The organism is Marinoscillum pacificum, from assembly GCF_024714495.1.
Taxonomy (GTDB): Bacteria; Bacteroidota; Bacteroidia; order Cytophagales; family Cyclobacteriaceae; genus Marinoscillum; species Marinoscillum pacificum.
On sequence record NZ_JAMZMJ010000007.1, the window covers coordinates 1 to 22,770 of the forward strand.

Below are 22,770 nucleotides of genomic sequence, written 5' to 3' on the forward strand. Positions count from 1 at the left end.
GAGATATTCTTGAATCATTTGGTGACGTTCTGCCACCGAAATCTCATTTCCATGCCGAATTGGTGCATTCTTCTTTTTATCCATTTTGATTTACATCGATTGTGTAAACCTATTTCAGGACAAGACAGGGGTTATTAAGTGCTGTATGACAATAAACTCCCCTCTATTTTGAGAGGTGCACGGTCAGTGGAGGTTAGGAGGGGGTTCTTTTTAATAAGATTCGTGCACACTACAGCATATAGACTCCCCTAGAATCAATTGCAAGTGCTTTTTAATTAGGTAGAGCAGTCATTGATTCGGGGAGTGACGGTACGTTTTGTGATGACGACCCTAGTTCCTGCCATCAGGCGGTTTCAGGATAACAATTGTTCCAATAAGCAAGAATTGCATGATGCGATTCCTGCCTGCGCAGGAATGACGATGGTTAGTAAATATTCAAATCCCTAGGGGCGCCCGGCTAGGGTGGGGCAAATCGATTTGAATTGGAATTGTTAATGAGTAACTCATATTACAATTAGCAGGAAAAGCCACTCTCCCCTTTGACAAGGGGGGGTGGAGGGGGTTCCTCACCTCTTCCTCAACACAATCGGAAAATCATGACCTATGGAGAAGGTATTAGGATACTGAGGCATGTTTTTGTATTTCAGTGAGTATGCTGGTACCTGATCATCCAGGAAGGATTTGAGCTCATACACGGTGACTTTTTCATCTTCAGGAGCTCCATCTGCTTTGCCTTTAAGTGCTTCTAATACGGTGTAGGTAAACAGTCCATGGCCTAACTCTTGAAATTCGGTAGCTGTTTGGTCTGACCCTGCGGCTGCCAAAATATGAACGCCTGCACTTCTGGATAGTTGGGCAAGCGCTTTTTCTTCTCCAGCACCGCGAGAAGCGAGTAACTGTGTGGACCCTCCAGAATGACATGCATCGATAAATAGCACCTGCTTCAAAGCTTTGATGGATTTGAGTTTGTCTACTACCTCGGGAACAGGCAACGCTTCCAACATCAATGCCTCTTCTTCATAAAGCCGGGTACAGTTGGTCGGAATGAAGAAGAATTTTTCGTTCATCATAGAGCCATGCCCAGCATAGAAGAAATAGAACACATCCGTTGGTTTAATGACTGCAGATAGTTCTTCCAGTTTTTTCAGAATGTTTTCGCGAGTAGCCTCTTCATTGGTGATGAGTGTCGTTTCGATTTTCGTGAACAGGTTTTTACCTTGTTCTTCAACCAGTGAAGCAACACTTTTTGCATCGTCTACAGCATAATTGAGGTTGAGACGAGGGTTGGTGTATTCGTTTATGCCTATTGAAAGCACATAACAAGCTGCTGTCGGTTCGTCTGCTGGTCTGTTGATTCGGAGTTCATCAGCTTTGGATTCTATCCGGCTGGAGCCAAAAGCAGATGCCTGAATGACATTTAGGCCAGGAACCAGATCCAGATGATACGATTTGGCGATGGAGTTTCCTTCTTTGGTGGATTTGAACTCGCTATCGGCAACTACACGTTTACCATTTTGCAACACTTTGATTTCCTCAATACCACCACCCTGATCAGTTACTTTGACGATTAACTCAGTTTGCGAATCTGTGATTTCCTTGGTTTTTGGATAGACAATTTCCACTTTAGGAGGAGGCCGGTTGGCAATCTGATTGCTCAAACTACCTGTTTCCCGCTGTACGTTACTGCCCAGTAGGTTAACAGTCAATTTTGGCTGGTAATACTCCTCGAAAAATTGATCCAGCGAATACAACTCATTCCCCTGGACGAAGTACATGGATTGCATGCCTTGCTGTGTGGAATAGAAATGGCCAGAAGGGAGCATAGTGGTCCATCGGTTCTCATCCAGTAAAATGTGGGTGTAGAGCTCTTTTTGATTTTTTAGGTCCCAGACTTTTACCGTACCGTCCTGGCTGCCGGAGATCAACTGCTGACCATCTTCACTAAAAGTCAGCGATACCACACCAGATCGATGCCCCGTTAGTTCAAACTGTAATTCTCCTGTCTGGTTGTAGAGTCTGATGATATTATCCGCAGCTCCTGTAGCGATGAGTTTTTCATCTGGACTAAACACGGCACAATACACCTTGTCTTCCAACTTTTCACCAATTGATGTGACTTTACCACCATAATACAAGTCACGTAGAAATACCTGACCATCCCATCCGGTGGTTAGGAGCTGCTTGCCATCTGCACTTGTGAGAATATCATGAAGTCGGTCCTCGTGCATATCAAATTGGACAATTTCCTGACCTTTTTCCGGTTCACGAAGAGCATTATCCCAGGTGACCAATCCAGTTGAGGTGAAGGCTACCGTCATCGGTGTTTGGTACCAATCTCTGGCTGTTCTTGGCAGATCTTGAATGTATTCTCCAGTTTTAGCTTTCCAGGCGACCACTCGTCCACTCATGTCAATGCTAATTAATTGATCGCTATCCTGACTGAATCCGACAGTCATCACTGACTGGAATAGTGTTCTTGTCCAAATGGTATCTCCAGATTGGATATCCGAGACATAAACAGAGCCATCGGCAGCACTGCTAGCGAACAATTTTTGATCTTTACTCACTGCCAACCCAAGTACAATATCTTCATGAGCTGGATAGGTTGTTTTGATCTTACCCGTCGTGTAATCCCATGCAAATACCTGTCTACCCACACGTTCGATGACCGTATTTGGAGGTAAGAATACATGCTTTTTGGTCGCTTTCATGATCCAGTAATCCACCAAATTATCCGTTAAGTGGCCTTTGAAAAGTCGGATAGGTGAAAGGTCTTTGGAGTTCACAATCTGAGGGATGGCTCCTCGATTGATCACCATCGTATCAGAAATGGGATGATAAAGCATATTGGAAATGTCATTAGCATCTCCCACATCTATTGACTCGATCAGTACACCAGTTTGAAGATTAAATCGATGGTATCCCAGGTTATTGTCTCGCTCAAATTTATCCTGTACTCCTTCCAGGTAGATGGCAGATAAAATAGTTCCTTCATTGTTGATCGCCAGGTCATTAAATTTGAAAGAAATCCCAGTGGTGATCTGTTGCGGAGCTAGCAGGACTCTTGGTTCTTGTGCCGGATCAATAGACCACTGAATAATGCCTTGAATTTCTGACCCGATGATGAAGGATTTGCTATCTGGTGTGAAAGCAATGGAAGTGATTCCCGAATGACTGAATTTGGAAACATCATAGTATTGACACTGATTGATCAATTTACGTTTTGGTATGTTCCAAAGACTAACCTGTCCATTTCGGTCCACAACAGCCATCCATTTGCCATCAGGACTTACACCCATCGAGTGCTGACAGTTGTAATTGCAATAAGTGCGCTCCCCGTCTAAAAAAGCAATTGGATCATCCTTTTCCAGTGACCAGATGGTAGCCACTTTTGGTCCGGCAATGATCATTTCTTTGCCATTTGGAAGGAATTGACCAGTTTGTAAATAGCCATCTTCAGGAGTCAGAGTCTTGATAAGTTTACCAGTGGTTACCTCATGGATCAACCCGGTCCCATTTTGAATGATCGAAAGGATCAACTGACCATCCGGACTGAAATCTAGTGATTCCACATTGTCTTCACAATCTATTCTTCTAAGTTCTCTTCCTGTTTCCCAATCCCAGAGTACGATGCTGCGATCATATGCGCCAGAAGCTAAAATTTTTCCGTCATCAGAAAAGGTCATGGCCGTTACACTGCTGTAGTGCCCCGCCTCAATTCTTAATTCGACAGGTAAATCCTGTGCAATGAGGGTATGGGCGAATAGAAATGTTATGGCAAAGGCGATATTGAATCTCATGAAGCAATAATTGGTCAATAAGTCAAAACTAATTCAATTGTATTTCGCAGATTCATTTTAACCATGGTTTTGTGAAACGTCTAATTAGAATAAACCGTATTTTAGCTTTGCCTAATCACTTGTCATGCACCTAATCGAGACCTTTAAAAAAGGAGACAAACGTAGTTTTCAGCTCATTTTCGATGAGATGTATCTGCGTCTGTGTGCCTACAGTTCTCACTATTTGTACGATGATCAGGAAGTCGAAGACCTGGTGCAAGATAGTTTTGTAACCCTCTGGGATAAGCGACAGGATTTCGATCACATCAATGCCGTTAAATCGTTCCTTTACACCTCCGTTCGCAACAAATGCTTGAATGTATTGAAGCATCAATCAGTGATTAAAGAGCATGAAAATCGAGTGATCTACGAGTTGGAGCATTCGGATTCAGAACAAGCAATCGTAGCAGAGGAATATTACGGCCAACTATATCAGGAGATCAAATTATTGCCGGAGGGCAGTCAGAAAATTATGATCCTGGCCTTGAGAGGCTTGAAGAATCACGAGATCGCTGAGGAGCTTGGGATAAGTGAAAATACCGTAAAAACTCAGAAGAAGATTGCCTACGCCAAGCTGAAGGAAAAGCTCAGTCCAGCGATGTTTAGTTGGGTGTTGAGTTTGTAGTGTTATTTTATTAATAGTCTACTTCTCCCTCTTGACAAGGGGGAGATCGAGAGGGGGTTGTTGGATACACGCTTTCCTGCCACGGAAGGCAGGCTTCGTCAGCATGTTGTATTAGACTATGGTTCATGCGATTCCTGCCCGACCACCTTATGAAGACTCCCCTAGAATCAATTGCAAGTGTCATTTGAAGAGGTGAATCATTCATTGATTCGGGGAGTGACGGTTTTAGTGTGAGACTGCTTCATTTCATCCGCAGTGACGTGCAGGGTTTATTTTGTTGTTGAGATTTATTAGTGACTATCCAGATGGGAATACAACTTGTCAATGAGTAACTCAAATTACTGTCACGTTGATCATCTACTCTCCCCATTTTGAAGGGGCGCACGGCCAGTGGGAGATCGAGAGGGGGTTCTTTTTAATGCGATTCCTGCCCTACCACGGTAGGCATGCTACGCAGGAAAGACGCTTCTATGGTAATTGAAAAAAAATTTCAATTTTTTTAACCCACTCTTCACCCTGTTTTATAACTCGGTTGTTACTGCTTATGAAAATACGAAAAAATGGAAAAATCGTTTGACATAGCAGCCCTTATTCACAGGTCTTTTCGGGAGGAGTTGACTGCAGGTGAAGTTCAGCAGCTCCAGGAATGGAGAAAAGAAAGTGTTGCGAATGAGGAGTTGTATCAAGAGCTTTTGGATCACTCCAGGGCTTTGAGCAAAATGGAAGTCTATCAACGATTTGATTCTGTAAAGGCATGGTCATCCATTCAGGGGAAGCTTGAAGAACCGAAAGTTGTTCCACTTTATTCGAAAGTGTGGCGATATGCTGCTGCGGTTTTATTTCCGGTTTTGATGGCCGGAGCTATTTTCTACTACTTCCAAGGCAACCAGGATCCATTGGCAGGTATTGATGAGGCTATAGTTCCTGGTATGGAACAAGCAGTTTTGATTTTGTCTGATGGAAGTCAAGTTGACTTGACAAGTGAGGAAGCATCTCAACCTATTAAACAAGGAGCGGTGAATATTTCCAATCATCAAAGCAAACTTCAGTACGAAGAGGAGATTACAGATATTCCAGAACCAGTTGCTGCTTACAATGAACTACAAACCCCGAAAGGTGGTATTTATCAACTGCAGCTGGCTGATGGGACAAAAATCACTCTAAATGCTGCGTCTTCTATTCGATTCCCGGTGTCCTTTACGGATAGTACTAGAACAGTTTACCTGGCAGGAGAAGCATTTTTTGATGTTACTCACACGGGAAAACCCTTCATCGTGCATAGTGAAATGCAAGCGGTACGAGTGTTAGGAACACAGTTCAATGTGATGGCTTATGCGGATGAGTTAATTGTGGAAACTACGCTGGTAGAAGGAAAAGTACAAGTGGAAACTGCTGACAATAAGCAGCTATTAAAACCTGGTGAACAGGCAGTATTGGACCAAAATACTTTAACTGTTCAGGCGGTGAACACCGACAATTACACCTCCTGGATGGATGGAAAGTTCCAGTTTAAGAATAGCTCGATGGAAGAAGTGATGAGGCATTTGGCTCGCTGGTATGACTTCTCGTATGAGTTTGAAAATGAGAAGGTCAAGAGCCTTCACTTTACGGGTCGTATTGACAATCAACAGCAGATCTCGGCGATTCTGAAAATGCTGGAAGTAACGACCGCAGTGACTTTTGAATTTAACGATGAACAAATCATCATTCAATAAAAATGGGAAATGCGGCAACATCTCCCATTCTAATTTTTCCAATTAAAAGACGTGTAAATCTTTCAATCATTTAAAGGTATGAAAAATCTAACCAAATTTCCTACTTCCTGGTTCCGACAGGCGCTGGTCATCGGCCTGGCAGTGCTGCTCTCGCTGCTATATCGGAATGTTTATGGGCAAGCAGCTCCAAAAATTGATCTGGACTTAAAAGAGGTCACTTTTGAGGAGGCTGTGGAAGAATTGATCAAAAAGACCGATATCAATATCATTTATAACAACGAACAGATTAAGGACATTCCAAGAGTGACGCTTCAGATGAAACAAGTCACTGTAGAAGAAGCTCTTGAGGAGTTGTTAAAAGAGTCGAAGTTGACTTATCGTAAAATCAACGAGACGATCGTCATTGGGCCAATTGAGGATACTCCGAACACGCCCTTACCTCCGGGGTTCAAGCAAACATTACGGGGTACCATCTACGACAAGGATTCTCAAGCCCCACTATCCTTTGCGACGGTACAGGTAATCACTACCGAAACGGTAAAAGGTGCCATTTCAGATATTGATGGGAATTTTAGTATCACCAATTTACCAATCGGTAGACACTCAATCAAGGTTTCTTTTGTTGGCTATGAGGATGCGTTCGTAAATGATATTTTGCTGGGTACTGGTAAGGAGACGATCATCAAAGTTTCTTTAACGGAGCAATTGACCAACCTAAGTGAGGTAGTGGTGACAGCTTCCAATGGCGAACCGATCAATGAAATGGCGACCGTTAGCGCTAAGTCGTTTGACGCGGAAGAAACCAAGCGTTATGCCGCTAGTATCAGTGACCCTGCTCGTATGGCGTTAGTCTTTGCTGGTGTGGCTACAACGGATGATGCATCTAATGAAATTGTTATCCGTGGTAACTCTCCCAACTGGATGCTTTGGAAGCTGGAAGGGGTTGAGATACCAAGCCCAAATCACTTTGCAGAAGAAGGCTATTCCTCTGGAGCGATCAGTATTGTTAGTGCCAACATGCTCGGCAACTCTGATTTTTACACTGGAGCTTTTTCTGCTGATTATGGCAATGCCTTGTCCGGGATTTTTGATCTGAAACTTCGAAACGGAAATAATCAAGCGTATGAGCATACCTTTCAGGCAGGAGTTCTAGGTGTAGACTTTGCCTCAGAAGGTCCTTTCAAAAAAGGCTACGATGGATCTTATTTGTTTAATTACCGCTACTCGACTTTGGGATTGCTCAATGCTTTGAACTTTGCGGTATCAGAAAACGCGCTTCCCAGTTATCAGGATCTGTCATTCAAGTTCAACTTGCCCACCAAGGAGGTGGGTACATTCGCTATCTGGGGCATTGGTGGATTGTCAAAAGCTGTGGAGCATTTTGAGCCAGACTCCATTGATTGCGAAGATTGGAAATATGGGTACCACGATGATACTTATACCGGCATGTACGCTTATGGCGTAACTCACAATTACTTCATTGATAATAATTCTTTTGTAGAAACAGTCCTATCTCATTCCAAGAGCTTTAGTGATCAGAACTATGAGGAAATGGATTCCTCCTGGACATTGAGTCCACGATTTCAGGATGATTTAAACAAAGGGTCTGTGAGGTTGAGTTCCTACTACAACAGAAAGGTTAATAGCCGATTGACGATGCGTACAGGAGCTATTTTAAGCCGTTTGAATTACAATTATGAATCGCGTGGATGGAGCAATTCAAAAAATGACTGGCTAGTGGAAGTGGATACGGAAGGTCACACCTATTTGTATCAGGGTTACCTCATGGGAAAGTACAAGTTTACTGACAAGATAGTTGCTACTGGCGGAGTTCATTATATGCGTTTTGAATTGAATAAAGATCAGGTCATTGAGCCACGACTGAGCTTGGCAGTGGGAATGAAGAATCAGCAAAAATTGACTTTTGGCTATGGTCGACACAGCCGTCATGAGAGTTTGCCTCTTTATTTTGTAAGAACCTATGCAGATAATGGACGGATTTACCTACCCAACAGAATGTTGGAGCTGACCAGAGCATCTCACTATGTGATTGGTTATGAGAAAGCCGTTTCCAAGTACTTAAATTTTAAGGTGGAGGGTTATTATCAAAAGGTGAATAATCTGCCAGTTCCAAATAATCCTGACAAGTACTACACACCAATATTCGGTGGTTTTAGCGACCAGGATACTTTAGTGAATAAAGGGCAAGCCAGAAACATTGGGCTGGAGTTGACTGTCCAGCGAACATTTGCCAATAATTATTACTTCCTGGTGACGAGCTCTCTCTTTGATTCCAAATACCAGCCGCTTGATGGCAAGTGGTACAATGGTGAATACAACCTTAATTATGTAAACAATTTTGTGGTTGGAAAGGAATTTGAATGGGGCGAGAACAAACGAGTTGGCTTGAACTCCAAAGTGATGTGGACTGGAGGAAAACGTCAATATCCAATAGATCTGGAACGATCTATCGCTGAAGAAGAAACCTATACATTTGAAAATCAACCATGGGCCTATCAGACCAGAGATTACTTCCGAATAGATGCAGGAGTCAAAGTTCATTTTTATAAGAATGGAAAAGAACAGGTGATTTCTCTCGACATTCAGAATGTGACTAATCGCTTAAATACCTGGGCAGAGTACTATGATCCTCAAACGAATCAGGTTGAGATTGCTACTATGGCAGGGTTAATACCAATTTTAAATTACCGCTTAGAATTCTAATAAGAGAGGAGTGTGTTTGTCACACTCCTATTAATTTGCTTGAGCCTGGAGCTCTCGGTTACTAAGTTTTAAATAGTGGTAACCATTCCAGTAGTCATCCGACATGTTATTAGCTGCTTCATCAAAGAAGACATCTGTTTTGGACATTTCAATGTGAGGGAAATTGTCCAGGTTGGCGGTGTTGATGTTGTTGTTGATCAGGATACAGTTGAACTCATAAACTTTATCCATTTCGAAGTACTCTCCTTTGTAGGTTACCGCCGTAAGATTGTATCGGCCATTCAGAAACTCATACTCCTCAGTCCATTTCGCATACTCCCAAAAGGTACTTCTGGCTGCATCAGGCTCATAGATCATTTTCACAATGGCATAAGTTTCGTCTTCGATGTACAAAGTGCCAGAAACATACCCTTTACGATTCTTAGGTTTGAAGCTTACTTCATAGACTGAATGCTCTTGGTAAGGTCGCTTGCCTTCGTACTCAAACTCATAATGCTTTCGATTACGCCTGCTTAAGAAGGAGTTTTTTCTCCATATAGAGGATATGGCCATGTCATGAGCATGCCCACTCATCATGGTGGCGTTTCCAGAGATATCATCCGGGTTCACTACGTTCTTTCTGGTTTTGATAGGAGCTATTTTGATATTGTTCAACCGCACGTTTGGAGGCATTAGAATATCCAGAACACCCTCAGCCAGGTAGACCATTGAGCTATCTGAAAGTAGTTTTTCTTTGTAATAACTGGTTAGTCGAAGAGGCTCCATCTCATAGTTGGTAATCAATCGATCGAATACTCGACCCATTAATATATCACCAGTTAATACGGTCACTGCATCTAGAGCTAAGGTAGACTCTTTTAGTTCTACATTGAATTTAGTGCGATTTTCAACCTTTTGAGTAAAGGGTTCAAAGCCAATGAAAGAGATTTGGATAACCGTATCTTCAGGATGTTCTTTCAAGATGACGAACTGCCCATCTAGATTACTGATGGTAGTTGAATTTCCAAGGGTGACGTGAGCAAATGGTATGGGTTCTTTGGTAAGAATATCTGTCACCTGGCCAGAAATCTCCTGGGCAAATGAGTAGTACCCTGCAATGAAGCAGAGGACAATTGTCGCGGTGTGTCTAAGCATGTTGGTGGTTTACTTCGACGAATGAACGAAATAAACGGATGAAAATCAAGTTGTTACACATGAAAAACAATGTATCAACCTGTATTTTTAGCGGAATTGTAAAAAGAAGAAGCTCCAATGAGGTTGATTTACCAAAATGGAAACAAAAAAGGCAGGAGTTACCCTGCCTTTGATATTGTATTAGATTTTATCTCTTAATTCTCCGTTTCAGCTAGTTCAGCTTTTTGTTCTTCCTTTTCTTCATGACTCCCAAAGTAGCGCTTTTGGAAAATGAGGATAAACGTGATCCCTAAAAAGATGGAAGCATCTGCCACGTTAAACACTGGCCAAAGTGCCATGTAATCACCGCCTATGATTGGCACCCAGTCAGCAATACGACCTTCCCAAATATCGATGTAGAACATGTCTACTACCTGTCCATAAAACCATGGAGTAGGAGCATCAAACGGCGCATTGTCTAACCAAACACCATAGAAAATACTATCTACCAGGTTCCCGATTGCACCACCAAGAATCATAGCGATACAGATCAATAAGCCATTGCTATGTTCTTTCTTGTAGAGCGTATAAAGGTAATACCCAATGGCAACCATGGCTCCCAAGCGGAAGATGGTCAATACCAGCTTTCCATTATCGATGAAGCCAATTTCCATTCCAAATGCCATTCCCGGGTTGGTCAGGTAATGCAACTTAAACCAGTCCCCAAAGATTTGGATTTGACCTTGAGACCCCTTGGTCATGTTGAAATGCACGGCCATTTTTACAATCTGATCAATACCTATAACCAGTAAACTGATTAGGTAAAAGATGTATAGCGGGGTTCTTTTTTTCTCCATGTTAGTTTAATCTTCGGTTGGCTCAAAATGATCTAAACAACCTTTTGTCATTCTGAATTTATTTCAGAATCTAATTCATCTTTTAAAATTATAGATCCTGAATCAAGTTCAGGATGACGCTCAATATTTTGAGCCATGATATATAACTTATTTAGCTACCTCAAGGTCAACAGTCATTTCCAGACCGTCAATATCCAGTGAAGTACCACCATTAGCTTGTTCAACATACTCCAAAGAAAGCGCCTGGGTTTCTTTTTGGATGTAATTTTTGTAAGCCTCTACTGAAGTTTTTAATAAATCGTCAGTTGTATGATAGCTTACTTTGATCTTATCCTGTACCTCAAGGCCTTTATCTTTTCTCAAGTTCTGCAGTCTGTTGACAACATCTCGGCTAATACCTTCTTGTTTCAAATCATCCGAAATGGTGATATCCAAAGCAACAGTCAAACCATCTTCACTCGCAACTAACCATCCTGGAATGTCTTCTGATGTGATTTCCACATCTTCCAGTCCAAGTGTGATAGTTTCGCCATCAAGATCCAATTTAAATTCACCTGATTGCTCTAGTGATTTGATTTGATCCTGATCCATTTGGTTAATCAATGGAGCCAACTGCTTCATCTTCGGTCCAAAATGTTGACCCAGTTTACGGAAGTTTGGTTTGATTTTCTTTACCAATATTCCAGAAGCGTCATCTACATACTCTACTTCTTTCACGTTGGTTTCAGAGATAATCAATTCAGCAACTTTCTCAATTCTTTCCTTATCTGCTTCGTTTAAGATTGGAATCAACACCTTATGTAATGGCTGACGTACTTTGATCTTCTCTTTCTTTCTCAAGCTGTGAACCAAAGAAGAAGCACTTTGTGCCAAATGCATGCGTTTCTCTAACTCCACATCGATCAACGACTCGTCTACCTTAGGGAAATCCGCTAAGTGAACCGACTCGCTTTGATCCAATCCAGATACGGCGTTCAAGTCTTTGAACAATTGCTCAGAGTAGAACGGAGCGATTGGAGCAGAAAGTTGTGCTACGGTCACCAATGCTGTGTAAAGCGTTTGGTACGCAGCTTCTTTGTCTTCGTTGTATTCTCCAACCCAGAAACGTTTTCTATTCAAACGAACATACCAGTTACTTAGCTCATCCGTCACAAAGTTTTGGATTGCTCGAGCTGCTCTAGTTGGCTCATATTCATTAAATGCCGCATCCACTTCTTTGATCAGACTGTTCAGTCTACTCATTACCCAACGGTCACTCTCCGTACGTTTCTCCATCGGAAGAGCCGGTTTAGAGAAGTCAAACCCGTCAAGGTTCGCATATAGCGCAAAGAAGGAATAGGTATTAGCAAGTGTTCCGAAATACTTACGTTGTACTTCAGCAACACCTTCTATGTCAAATTTCAAGTTGTCCCAAGGGTTGGCGTTGGAGATCATGTACCAACGAGTCGCATCAGGACCATATTTATCCATGGTTTCGAATGGGTTGATGGCATTGCCCAATCGCTTAGACATTTTGTTGCCATTTTTATCCAATACGAGACCATTCGCAATAACGTTTTTGAACGCTACTTTATCATAAAGTAATGTAGCAATCGCGTGAAGTGTAAAGAACCATCCACGAGTCTGGTCTACGCCTTCCGCAATGAAGTCTGCTGGATAGTTCGCATTGAATACATCTTCATTCTCAAATGGATAATGCCACTGAGCGTAAGGCATCGCACCAGAGTCAAACCAAACGTCAATCAAGTCCGGCTCACGGTACATTGGCTCACCTGTAGAACTCACAAGGATCACATCATCTACATATGGTCTGTGTAGATCAAAGTCATCACCGATTTCTTCACTTATATGACCAGCAGCAATTGATTTCTTCACTTCTTCCTGAAGCTCAGCAATGCTGCCGATACACTTTTCTTCTTTTCTATCTTTGGTTACCCAGATTGGCAGTGGAGTTCCCCAGAATCTAGAACGGCTCAAGTTCCAGTCCACTAGATTTTCCAACCAGTTGCCGAAACGACCAGATCCTGTAGAAGCAGGCTTCCAGTTGATCGTTTTGTTTAGCTCAACTAATCGATCTTTTAGTGCAGTGGTTTTGATGAACCAGCTATCTAGTGGGTAGTATAATACAGGCTTGTCAGTTCTCCAACAGTGAGGGTAACTGTGCTCGTATTTCTCTACCTTAAATGCTTTGTTGTCTTCTTTCAGCTGGATGGCAATCAACACATCCGTTGGCTTGAAGTCCTTGTCACTACGTGTAGCATCGTCGTAGTATTCTTCCTTCACAAACTTGCCTGCAAAGTCAGTTACTTCGTCAACGAATTGACCTTTTTTGTTCACCAATGGCACATCATAACCCTGATCGTCCTTCACCATCACGGCAGGAACACCAGCTTGCTGTGCTACTCTAAAGTCATCCGCACCAAATACTGATGCTGTGTGAACGACTCCAGTACCATCTTCTGTCGATACGAAATCTCCAGGGATAACTCGGAAGGCATTTTTCTCCAAGTCTTCGTTCGTTACATAGGGCATCAACTGCTCGTAACGTACCTCTAGAATGTCTTTACCTGTGAACTCAGATACGATCTCAAATGGGATCAACTTGTCACCAGGCTTGTAATCTCCTAGGGCTACTTCTTTTGCCTTATCAGAGAAGAACTTGCCAACCAAATCTTTGGCCAGAACTACACTTAAAGCAGCTCCAGTGTATTGGTTGTAAGACTTCACTTTCACATAAGTGATCTTTTCACCTACAGCAAGCGCACAGTTAGATGGCAAGGTCCACGGAGTTGTCGTCCATGCAAGGATTCTTACATCTTCGTCATCAGACTCAAATAGGAAGGCAGAATGATCATCTTTCTTCACCTTAAACTGAGCCACGATAGACGTGTCTTTTACATCCTTATAAGTACCCGGTTGGTTAAGTTCGTGTGAGCTCAAACCCGTACCGGCAGCAGGAGAGTATGGCTGTACAGTATATCCTTTATATAGAAGTCCTTTTTCGTATAGCTTCTTCAATAGATGCCATAGCGACTCCATGTATTTCTGATCAAAAGTGATGTATGGATCATCCAGATCAACCCAGTAACCCATTTGCTGAGTGAGACGATCCCACTCATCTTTGAAACGCATCACCGTTTCTTTACACTTCTGGTTGTATTCGGCTACAGAGATAGTCTTACCGATATCATCTTTCTTGATACCTAGTTCTTTCTCTACCTGAAGCTCAACAGGAAGTCCGTGCGTATCCCAGCCACCTTTACGTTTTACCTGAAAACCTTTTTGTGTTTTGTAACGGCAGAAAATATCCTTTACAGTACGGGCCATCACGTGGTGAATACCCGGTGTTCCGTTGGCAGATGGAGGACCTTCATAAAATGTGAATGTCTCTGCTCCTTCACGCTCTGTTACTGACTTCTCAAAGATTTGTTGGTCAGCCCAAAATTTCAATACCTCTTCTGCTATCTGAGGGTAACTGACCTGTTTGTACTCTGGATATTTAGCCACCTTACTCTTCTAAAATTTTATATTAGTTCTTTTCCGTCTCTTCTTCGTCATCCTCTTCATCATAGTCTGCTTTCGCAAAATCCTCGATGTATGGATGATCTTCTTTTTCGATCTTGCCTGAATCAAATTGCAATAGCAATGACGGCAGTACGATCAGATTTGTAAACATAGCAAACAACAGTGTTATAGAAGTTAGTTTCCCTAATGCAACCGTTCCGCCAAATTCAGATAATGTAAAAATCACAAATCCACAGAATAGGATAATGGATGTGTACATCATACTTGCGCCAGTTTCACGTAAACTACGGCTTACCGCAATAGGTACGAAGAAATTGTGCGCGTGAAGTTCCTGACGATATTTAGCCAGGAAGTGAATGGAGTCATCTACCGAAATACCAAAAGCAATGCTAAAAATCAATGCAGTACTTGGCTTAATTGGAATACCTAAGAATCCCATAATGGCTCCGGTTAGAAGCAATGGAATCAAGTTAGGGATCAATGAGATGACTATCATCTTAAAGTTCTTAAACAGTATCGCCATGATGATTGCGATGATGATAAACGCAAAAATCATAGAGGTGATCAGATTGTCAATCAGGAACTTGTTTCCTTTAATGAACAAAGGAACTGTACCCGTTACCTTGACATCCATTTTTCCTTCATTGAAGACTTCTTCAATCTTTGGACTTATGACGTTCGTCACCAAAGAGTCCATCTTCTGTGAGCCGATATCTGGCATTTTTAGTGAGATTCTCACATACTGACCAGTGCTATCCACAAAAGACTTAGCTATTCCCGCTTCATCACTTTCCTCTTTTAAATAGCGCAAAATAAAGGCACTTTCCCGATTATTTGGAATAGAGTAGAAAGCCGGGCTTTGATTGTAAAATGCTTGCCGGGCGGCTTTAATGAAGCTAACCACCGATACTGGCTGAGATATTCCTTCAAGGGAATCCAGGAAGGTCTCAAACTCATCAATCTTACGGAGGTTGCTAAGTTTTTGAACCCCTTTTTTAGTTCCTGTATCTACAATGACTTCCAAAGGCATGACTCCACTGAAGTTTTCTTCGAAAAACTTCAATTGCTGAGCTAATGGACTGTCTTCTGGTAAATCATCTACCATGTAGGAGTTTGATTCTAACTTGGTCAATCCATAAATGGAGCCTAATACAATTAAGATTGTTGCCGTAAAAACGAGTTTTCTGTGCTTGTGAACCAACACATCCATTCCAACCAGAGCACCATTGAGCATTTTAAAGTCAAGGTGTTTAAGATGTCTATCAGACGGAGGTTTGAATAGTGAGAATACCGAAGGTATCATGATGGTACTCACAATGAAAGTACACATGATATTGATACCTGCTACGATACCAAACTCCATCAAGATTGGAATGCCAGTAAATACCAACACGAAGAATCCCACTGCTGTGGTAAAGTTGGTGATGAAAGTAACGATCCCAATGTTGCGGATGATTTTACCTAATGCCTTCATCTGGTCACCGTGAGTGGAATACTCGTGGTGATACTTGTTGAGCATGTAGACACTATTCGGTATTCCGATAACGACAATAATGGAAGGAATTAGACCTGTTAACAGCGTTATTTTAAACTGGAACAAGGATACTGTGCCCAATACCCAAACCACAATCACACCAATGATGATCAATGGGAATATTACTGCTTTGAACGATCGGAAGAATCCAAATAGAATTAAGCCGGTTACAATGACAGAGTAAATCAAGAACTTGTTGAGTTCTTCTTTGATTTTTAACGTGTTGACAGATCTTACATATGGAAGTCCCGCAAAATGTACATTAACTCCTGTAGCTTCTTCGAACTGCTCACCGGCCATAACGATATCAGCTACCATGGTATGACGGTACTCAGAGTTTAATGCAGATTTTTCAACAGTTACAAGAATTAGGGTAGCACCGTTTTCATTATTAATCAATTGCCCAGAGTAGAACTTAAGATCCATGGCAAACCTCAGCATACTGTCCAGCTTCGATTGATTATCGGGCACTTCTGGGAAAACAGGCTCTAATTCAAAACGACGTTTCTCGTCATTTTTAGAAAGCATCTGTAAGTTAGGCAGACCTAATACATCTTTTACTCCCTTGATGCTCTCCAACTGATTCGTTAGATACTTGAGTTTACGGAAGTTGTCAGCCTGATAGATAGAGCTGTCCTTGAAGCCTAATGCTAGAATGTTGCCATCCTCTCCGAAAGTCTGCTTGAATTGTCTGAAATAAACCTGGTCAGGATCGTCTTCAGGCACTACATTGGCCATGTCATATGACCATTGGATGTACTGCGCCTGGTACGCCATAAAAATGGTAATCAACCCCAAAATTGACATTAGGGTGATCCTGTATTTAAGAATGATATTGGCTAATTGTGTCCACATGGAAAATAAGGCTGCAAAGGTAATGATTTTATCAGTTCTGACGCCCTAATTAACTTATTGATAAATAGAGCATTGATAGTTTCTTTGTTTTGTTTTTTGATCCTCCCCCTTAATCCCCCTCGAGAAGGGGATATTGTTTTTCTACATAAAGTGTATATCCCCCTTTGGAGGGGGTAGGGGGTGGAGAAAATAGTATTTCTATGATTTTCTTATTCGCTTAGGTAATTCAATATTCTTTTCATCTATGATGGTTTTGGCTGTTTCGATAATTTGATCCATTACTCTATTGATACTTGATAACACTTCATCATCAGTAAATCTCAAGAAAGTGAATCCAGCAGATTCTAAATTTTGTTGTCGTACTTTATCATTTTTTACTACCTCTTCATAGCTATGTGTAATGCCATCTACTTCAATAATTAGCATTAGCTCTTTACACATAAAATCAGCTATGTAATTCAGAACAGGTCTTTGTCTTCTGAAAGTAAATCCGAGTATGTTGCCCGCTCTAAGGACATACTTCCACAGACATGCCTCTGCCTTCGTCATATTGTTGCGGTTGGCTCTGGCGTGTTCCTTTAGGTTTTTATTGTAGCCATAATTGTTTTCTTTTCCGGCTTTCATAATGAGAAGATAAAGATCCTAAACCTTGCTGGTAGGCAACGAAAATCCGTAGATCGTTTTATATAATTTGATGGCATAAGAATCGGTAAGACTGGATATAAAGTCCATATTGATTAACAATAAATCGTACACAGAGTTTTCTTTTTTCAGTTTACTCTGAATTCCTGCAGGTAATAATCTGTAAATAGACTTCATTCTTGGAGTATGAGCATCTTCATCAAAATACTTGGTGAATGCCGCCATACAGAAGGCCTCCATGAGTTTTCCGATCACTTCAAAACCTCCAGCTTCTCGCTCCAGCACCTGTTTGGATCGATAAATTTTTTCAATAGAAAGTGAAGTAATTTTTTCAAGTGATGCTGCTGCCGGTATGTGTTCCGTTAACGCACCGTCAAATTCACCAGCAAGAATGGCTTCTTCTTTCTCGAGGAAGAGTGTAACACATTGATTGATCAATTCAGAAATGGCCAATGCTCTTAAGAGTCCTAGCTTTTGGTTTACATCATCAGAAAGTTCTAGTTTATCCTGATCATATCTTTCACCAATAATCGCCGCCATTAAATCTCTGGTGTATTCATAAGGGACAAGCCCTAATCGACATCCATCTTCCAGATCAATGATATTGTAGCAGATGTCATCCGCAGCTTCTACAAGAAAAGTAAGCGGATGCCGAACCCATGATTCATCAGTCAGGGAGGCCATGCCCATCGTCTCCGTTAGCTCTTTGAATTGGTCCAGATTACTTCGGTAATACCCATATTTCTTTTGAGACTTTCGGCTTTCGTCTTTTGGAGCATGTGAGGATTTTGGGTATTTGGCAAAGGCTCCTAATGCAGCGAAGGTCAGTTTTAAACCTCCATTTCCTTCATCATTCAATATCCGAAATCCTTGTGCATTTCCTTCGAAGCTAATTAAGTCAGACCATTCATTTTCTGCAACGAGTGTTTTAAAGTGTTGACCTTTTACACTATCCGTAAAAAATGATGAAATCGCTGTTTCACCTGAATGTCCGAAAGGCGGGTTGCCTAGATCATGAGCTAAACTTGCAGCTGCAACTATGCCGCCAAAGTCATGAAAGGTATATCCCGCTTGCTCCAGATCGGGATATTTCTTCAACAATTGTTCTCCAACTGCCTTCCCCAAAGAACGACCAACGCTTGAAACTTCTAAGCTATGAGTCAATCGAGTATGTACAAAATCGTCCTCTGGAAGTGGAAAAACCTGGGTCTTGTCTTGAAGTTTTCTGAATGGATGCGAAAAGATCAGTCTGTCATAGTCCTGCTCAAATCTACTTCTGCTATCATTCGTGACAGTGGCTTCAAATTTATCTCCAAACCTCTTCGGTGAAAGTAATTGTATCCAGTTCATTACATCCGTTGATCAAGCCGCAAGTTAAAAAGGATTCAATAATGATCTTGTCAAATAGTAGAACAGTATTATATCATGCTAAACTTTCAAATCATTACACTCGCATTTCCCAATTATATATGGGTATTTTAAATAATGTAGAAACATACCTTGGTCTATTATTGCAAGTGGATAAGCATTCTTAATAGCTCACGTTTCGAATTTGCTGATGACTACAGGTTAATTTTTTCAAGATTATATGAGAAGGCAGCATATTAATCTTCATTTTTAATTTCAAGATCTCGGTCAGCATAAAAGCCGAGATCTTTGTTTTTTAGCTGCTTTGTCCTAAAGGCAATCTGTCCTGTATGATAAGAAAAGTGTTCCGTAACGTGAATGATGATTCCAATTCCGGAGTAATTAAAACCTTGTACCATCCGGTTTCGCATTAGCTCTTCTTCGCTTACATTCTTTATGGTATGGACCGCCTCTGATACAGTTTCTTCCAATTTTTGTATCAACTCCAATTTGGAGAGACCCCCGGTAGTACTAAATTCTTCTGATCTGCTTCTGACATCCGGAGACTGTCCAAGCGATGAAATAGCATATTGACGTATGTTGCCACAAAGGTGTAGCACCAGGTTGCCAATGCTATTGAGAGATTCATTTGGCTTTTTCCAGACATCTTCTTCACTCAATTGGTCAAAGCATTTTTTGATCCGAGGAGGATTTAGCTCCATTTGGTAGATGCACTGATTTTTGAATTCTTGAGCGAAGGCTTTCATTCTAGATTAATTAGATACTCAGTAAAAATGCGAAGTATCGGTATGTATTTCAAGTGGTTCGAGACAAGAATATCAATCCATCATGATGATTTATCAACTAACTGTTTCGAATCCTGTATATATTGGGTCAATAACCAATTGACCTTTCCACATGGTAAGGCTGTATTGATAACTAATTCACAAAAATTAAAATGATCCTAATTAAACGACTTTCACTTTATAGTGTGCTATTACTTGCTTTCTGTTCTCTTTTAGCACAAACTACCGTATTCGAGCTGCGAAATTCGCTTGGCGAAAAGTATACGGGTTTTGATATTCATGACATCACTTTTGATGAAACCAGTAAAGAAATTACGCTTTTTGGATTAAACTGGACGAAGGGTTGGCTAAATGAAAAGAACGAAGCTGACGGAGGTAAAAAGCTTTCTATTGTAACAGGTGCCGGGATACGTGGCACAGAGGTTTCACAGCCGGTACTTACTATTTTGAAACTAGATGCTTCTGGTAGAGTCCTTAATAAAATCGAAGAGCCCATTCATTTATCAGGGGTTTTTAGCAAGCTATCTAAGGAAGACCCATATGTTGTCAACCATTATGGTTCATTGATGTTGTGGATCGATAGTAACGATGCAAAATCCGTAGAAGACTTAAAAAGCCATTATTCAAAAGCATTTCCGAAGGAGGGTGAAGATTATGAAACCACTGTTTTGGAAGCTTCAGAAAGTGGATTTGTACCTGCATATTTAAGAAAGCAAGTCACAGTACATGAATATAAGAAATGGCAGGGTAGCTACAAAACGGAAGCTCAGGAGTGGCAATCTGTAGGGTTTGATAAAGTCAATAAGTTTGAATATCCGTCGGGTGGTTATGTGTTTGATAAAGACAAAAAACAGATTTTGTATCCAGTAAAGGCTCAACCTACGGATCGGATAAGTGGGTTTTACAACAAGCAAGTGTATTTATTGGATGAAAATGGTACAGTGCTTAATAACGCTGCTATTACTTTGGAACAACCTAAAGATTTTAAATATATCGGTGGATTGAGTAACTCTGTAGGTGATCCGTCTTTTGAAAAAGGGGCAATATTAATCTATGGTAAGGCACAACTGCGTAAGAAAAAGAATGATCAGGATCTTACAAGACACTATGTGGTCTTCCTTGATGAATCTGGAGCGCTCACTCATCAGAGCGAGTTCCATTTAGGTGAAGACGGTCAGTACCTACAGCTGTACTCCTCGTTTACACAAGGGGATAAGATTTTTGTTTTCGGTCGTTTAATGAACAAAGACAAACCGGGTCATGTGGTTTTAGAGTTTGATCAGAATGGTTTTGTTAATAGTAAGCTGTACAGTTATCAAGAAATGCAGGCGTTATTAGTAGGTGATTCTGAACCGGCTCTTAAGACGTTTATGCGTATAGATTTTGACCCATATATCACTACTCAGCTCGCGGATGGTAGAGTTGTAATAGCTGGAGAAACTTTCGAAAAAGAGAAGGAAACACTTCCACCAGCAGAAGGACAGTCGTTCGGAGAGACCATTATTCATCAATATCTACTGAGTAGAATCTTCCTGGTGTTTGATCAAGAAGGGAATTGGGTTGGGTATTATTCTAAAAAACGTCCTGAGGAGAAGTCTGAAAAGAAATCAAAGCTGGTTGAAATTCGGTCTACCGCCAATGCGGTTTACTATCATGATCAGGTCCGTAAGAAATTGCTTGTGCTAGACCTGGAAAATGACTCGGTGAAAGAGTTAGATTCGGTAGATAGAATAGTGGAATCAGGCCAAAATCAAATGATTCTGTTCAATGATTGGAACTCAGGAGGAAGTAGAGAATTCAGCCTTCAAGTGATCGAGCAGTAATAATTGAATACATATCAAGGAGAAGTCTTATTCAATTAGGATAAACCGGACTTCTCCTTGGTTTCCATGATAGCCATTTCTGCCTGGGGCGCCATTGTAACCTGCTTGACCATTAGTGCCGTTTGGGTTTCCATCACCTCCTTTTCCACCACGGCCACCTGCTCCTCCAGAAGCACCGTTTCCTGCATCTCCACCAATACTTATTGCCTGAATGGTGTTTAAATAGTGTTCTGCCAGGGCATTGTAATAGACGGTTATCATTCCGCCTGGTCCACCATCACCTCCCCAGCCACCATGCCCCCCATCACCTCCATTTTGACCGTTGCCACCTGGCCCTTTTTTCTGTATTTCAGTCCAGGTAGAATCAGATGTAGCAATTTGCCTTTTATATACAGCACCGTCATGACCGTCCATTCCATTGCCTCCGTCTCCACCATTCCCACCATTTCCTCCATCACCACCCTCTGAAATGATTTGGAGAAACCCACCATCAGGGTTGATACGATAAAACTCTTTTTTGTTTTGACTGGATACCTCTACATCCAATAGCACAGTTTGGAGAATAGAATCATTGTGGGCTTCGATGTACACATCAATATTCGGGCCTTGATCACCATGTTGTCCATCTTGACCGTGCTGCCCGTGTATACCACTGGTGCCGGAGAATCCACTTGAGCCATTGCTTCCAAAAAATCCATCATCTCGAAATTTATAGGATCTGCGGTAGTCCATGATAAGGGTGAAAATTTGTGTTTCCATGGATCTTGTGATGGGTTGAACATAGAGCTCAACTTCATGATTCTGTATGTCTCTAGGGTCTTGAGCTATTTTAATCCTACCATTTTTAAAAGTTCCTCCAGACACTGCAAACTCATATTGATTCAATGATGGAGAAATAATGAACTCTTTGTCGTAATCATTTCGAACTATAGCTTCCAGTTCAATAGGGATGTTTACTCCTGGTGAGAAACTTTCATCTTCTGGTAGTTTTAGTATTAAAGCATCTTCGTGATGTAATTGGAAATATTCAATACTGGCTACCTCAGGGTATTTTTTGCAGTGAACGGAAATAGAAAAAGCATTTGATGTACTCTCTGGAAAGTGAATTTTGCCGAATTGATAGCTTCCGTTGTTCAACTCAAATTCGAAATTGGTTAGACCAAGGTTGCCGCCAATATTCCGAGTTTTGAGAACTGTTGAATCGGGCATTAAGGCTTCTACACCTATGACTAGAGACTCTCCTGGTAATCGAAGCGCGTTAGATTCGTAAATAATTGAAATTCTAAGAGGCTTTTCAGGAAGCTTTTTGGCACTGACAGTATGCCAGAGAAAGAGTGAAGTTAATATGATTAGGTAGCGGCTCAT

At 41.4% G+C, this 22,770-nt stretch carries 13 protein-coding genes; 4 read left to right on the plus strand and 9 right to left on the minus strand.

Annotation, left to right across the window (positions count from 1 at the left end; translation table 11 throughout):
* Positions 1-566: 566 nt before the first annotated feature.
* The gene (locus NXS00_RS16355) at positions 567-3,800 is read right to left on the minus strand and encodes a WD40 domain-containing protein (protein ID WP_258100323.1); all 3,234 of its coding nucleotides are present in this window, start codon (positions 3,798-3,800) and stop codon (positions 567-569) included.
* Positions 3,801-3,924: 124 nt separating this feature from the next.
* Between NXS00_RS16355 and NXS00_RS16360 the strand changes: the two genes are divergently transcribed.
* The 3 genes from NXS00_RS16360 to NXS00_RS16370 all read left to right on the plus strand — a co-directional run bounded on the left by NXS00_RS16360 (position 3,925) and on the right by NXS00_RS16370 (position 8,903).
* Entirely contained in the window at positions 3,925-4,464 is a 540-nt protein-coding gene (locus tag NXS00_RS16360; protein WP_258100324.1) for an RNA polymerase sigma-70 factor, read from the plus strand.
* Positions 4,465-5,024: 560 nt separating this feature from the next.
* Positions 5,025-6,179, plus strand: coding sequence for a FecR family protein (locus NXS00_RS16365; protein WP_258100325.1), 1,155 nt, complete (start codon positions 5,025-5,027; stop codon positions 6,177-6,179).
* A 78-nt stretch (positions 6,180-6,257) separates the two neighbouring features.
* Positions 6,258-8,903, plus strand: a complete 2,646-nt coding sequence (locus NXS00_RS16370) for a TonB-dependent receptor (RefSeq protein WP_258100326.1) — start codon at positions 6,258-6,260, stop codon at positions 8,901-8,903.
* A 30-nt stretch (positions 8,904-8,933) separates the two neighbouring features.
* On the opposite strand, the gene NXS00_RS16375 is transcribed toward NXS00_RS16370, so the two are convergent.
* The 7 genes from NXS00_RS16375 to NXS00_RS16405 form a co-directional block, all read right to left on the minus strand.
* Complete coding sequence (locus tag NXS00_RS16375) at positions 8,934-10,037, minus strand: carboxypeptidase-like regulatory domain-containing protein (RefSeq protein ID WP_258100327.1); 1,104 nt, start codon at positions 10,035-10,037, stop codon at positions 8,934-8,936.
* A gap of 194 nt (positions 10,038-10,231) precedes the next feature.
* Complete coding sequence (locus NXS00_RS16380; protein ID WP_258100328.1) at positions 10,232-10,873, minus strand: lipoprotein signal peptidase; 642 nt, start codon at positions 10,871-10,873, stop codon at positions 10,232-10,234.
* 147 nt (positions 10,874-11,020) lie between these two features.
* Positions 11,021-14,380, minus strand: coding sequence for an isoleucine--tRNA ligase (gene ileS, locus NXS00_RS16385; protein WP_258100329.1), 3,360 nt, complete (start codon positions 14,378-14,380; stop codon positions 11,021-11,023).
* 22 nt (positions 14,381-14,402) lie between these two features.
* Entirely contained in the window at positions 14,403-16,739 is a 2,337-nt protein-coding gene (locus NXS00_RS16390; protein ID WP_258100330.1) for an efflux RND transporter permease subunit, read from the minus strand.
* 246 nt (positions 16,740-16,985) lie between these two features.
* Positions 16,986-17,411, minus strand: coding sequence for an endonuclease domain-containing protein (locus tag NXS00_RS16395; RefSeq protein ID WP_258100331.1), 426 nt, complete (start codon positions 17,409-17,411; stop codon positions 16,986-16,988).
* A gap of 18 nt (positions 17,412-17,429) precedes the next feature.
* Positions 17,430-18,779: a deoxyguanosinetriphosphate triphosphohydrolase gene (locus NXS00_RS16400; protein WP_258100332.1), complete on the minus strand. Its 1,350-nt coding sequence runs from the start codon at positions 18,777-18,779 to the stop codon at positions 17,430-17,432.
* A 254-nt stretch (positions 18,780-19,033) separates the two neighbouring features.
* Positions 19,034-19,543 (minus strand): DinB family protein, encoded by a 510-nt coding sequence (locus tag NXS00_RS16405; RefSeq protein ID WP_258100333.1) that lies wholly within the window; start codon positions 19,541-19,543, stop codon positions 19,034-19,036.
* A 191-nt stretch (positions 19,544-19,734) separates the two neighbouring features.
* Here NXS00_RS16405 and NXS00_RS16410 point away from each other — a divergent pair, with 191 nt between their 5' ends.
* Positions 19,735-21,405 (plus strand): hypothetical protein, encoded by a 1,671-nt coding sequence (locus NXS00_RS16410; protein WP_258100334.1) that lies wholly within the window; start codon positions 19,735-19,737, stop codon positions 21,403-21,405.
* A gap of 27 nt (positions 21,406-21,432) precedes the next feature.
* Here the strand turns inward: NXS00_RS16410 and NXS00_RS26880 are convergent, their stop codons facing one another.
* Complete coding sequence (locus NXS00_RS26880) at positions 21,433-22,770, minus strand: hypothetical protein (protein ID WP_308709305.1); 1,338 nt, start codon at positions 22,768-22,770, stop codon at positions 21,433-21,435.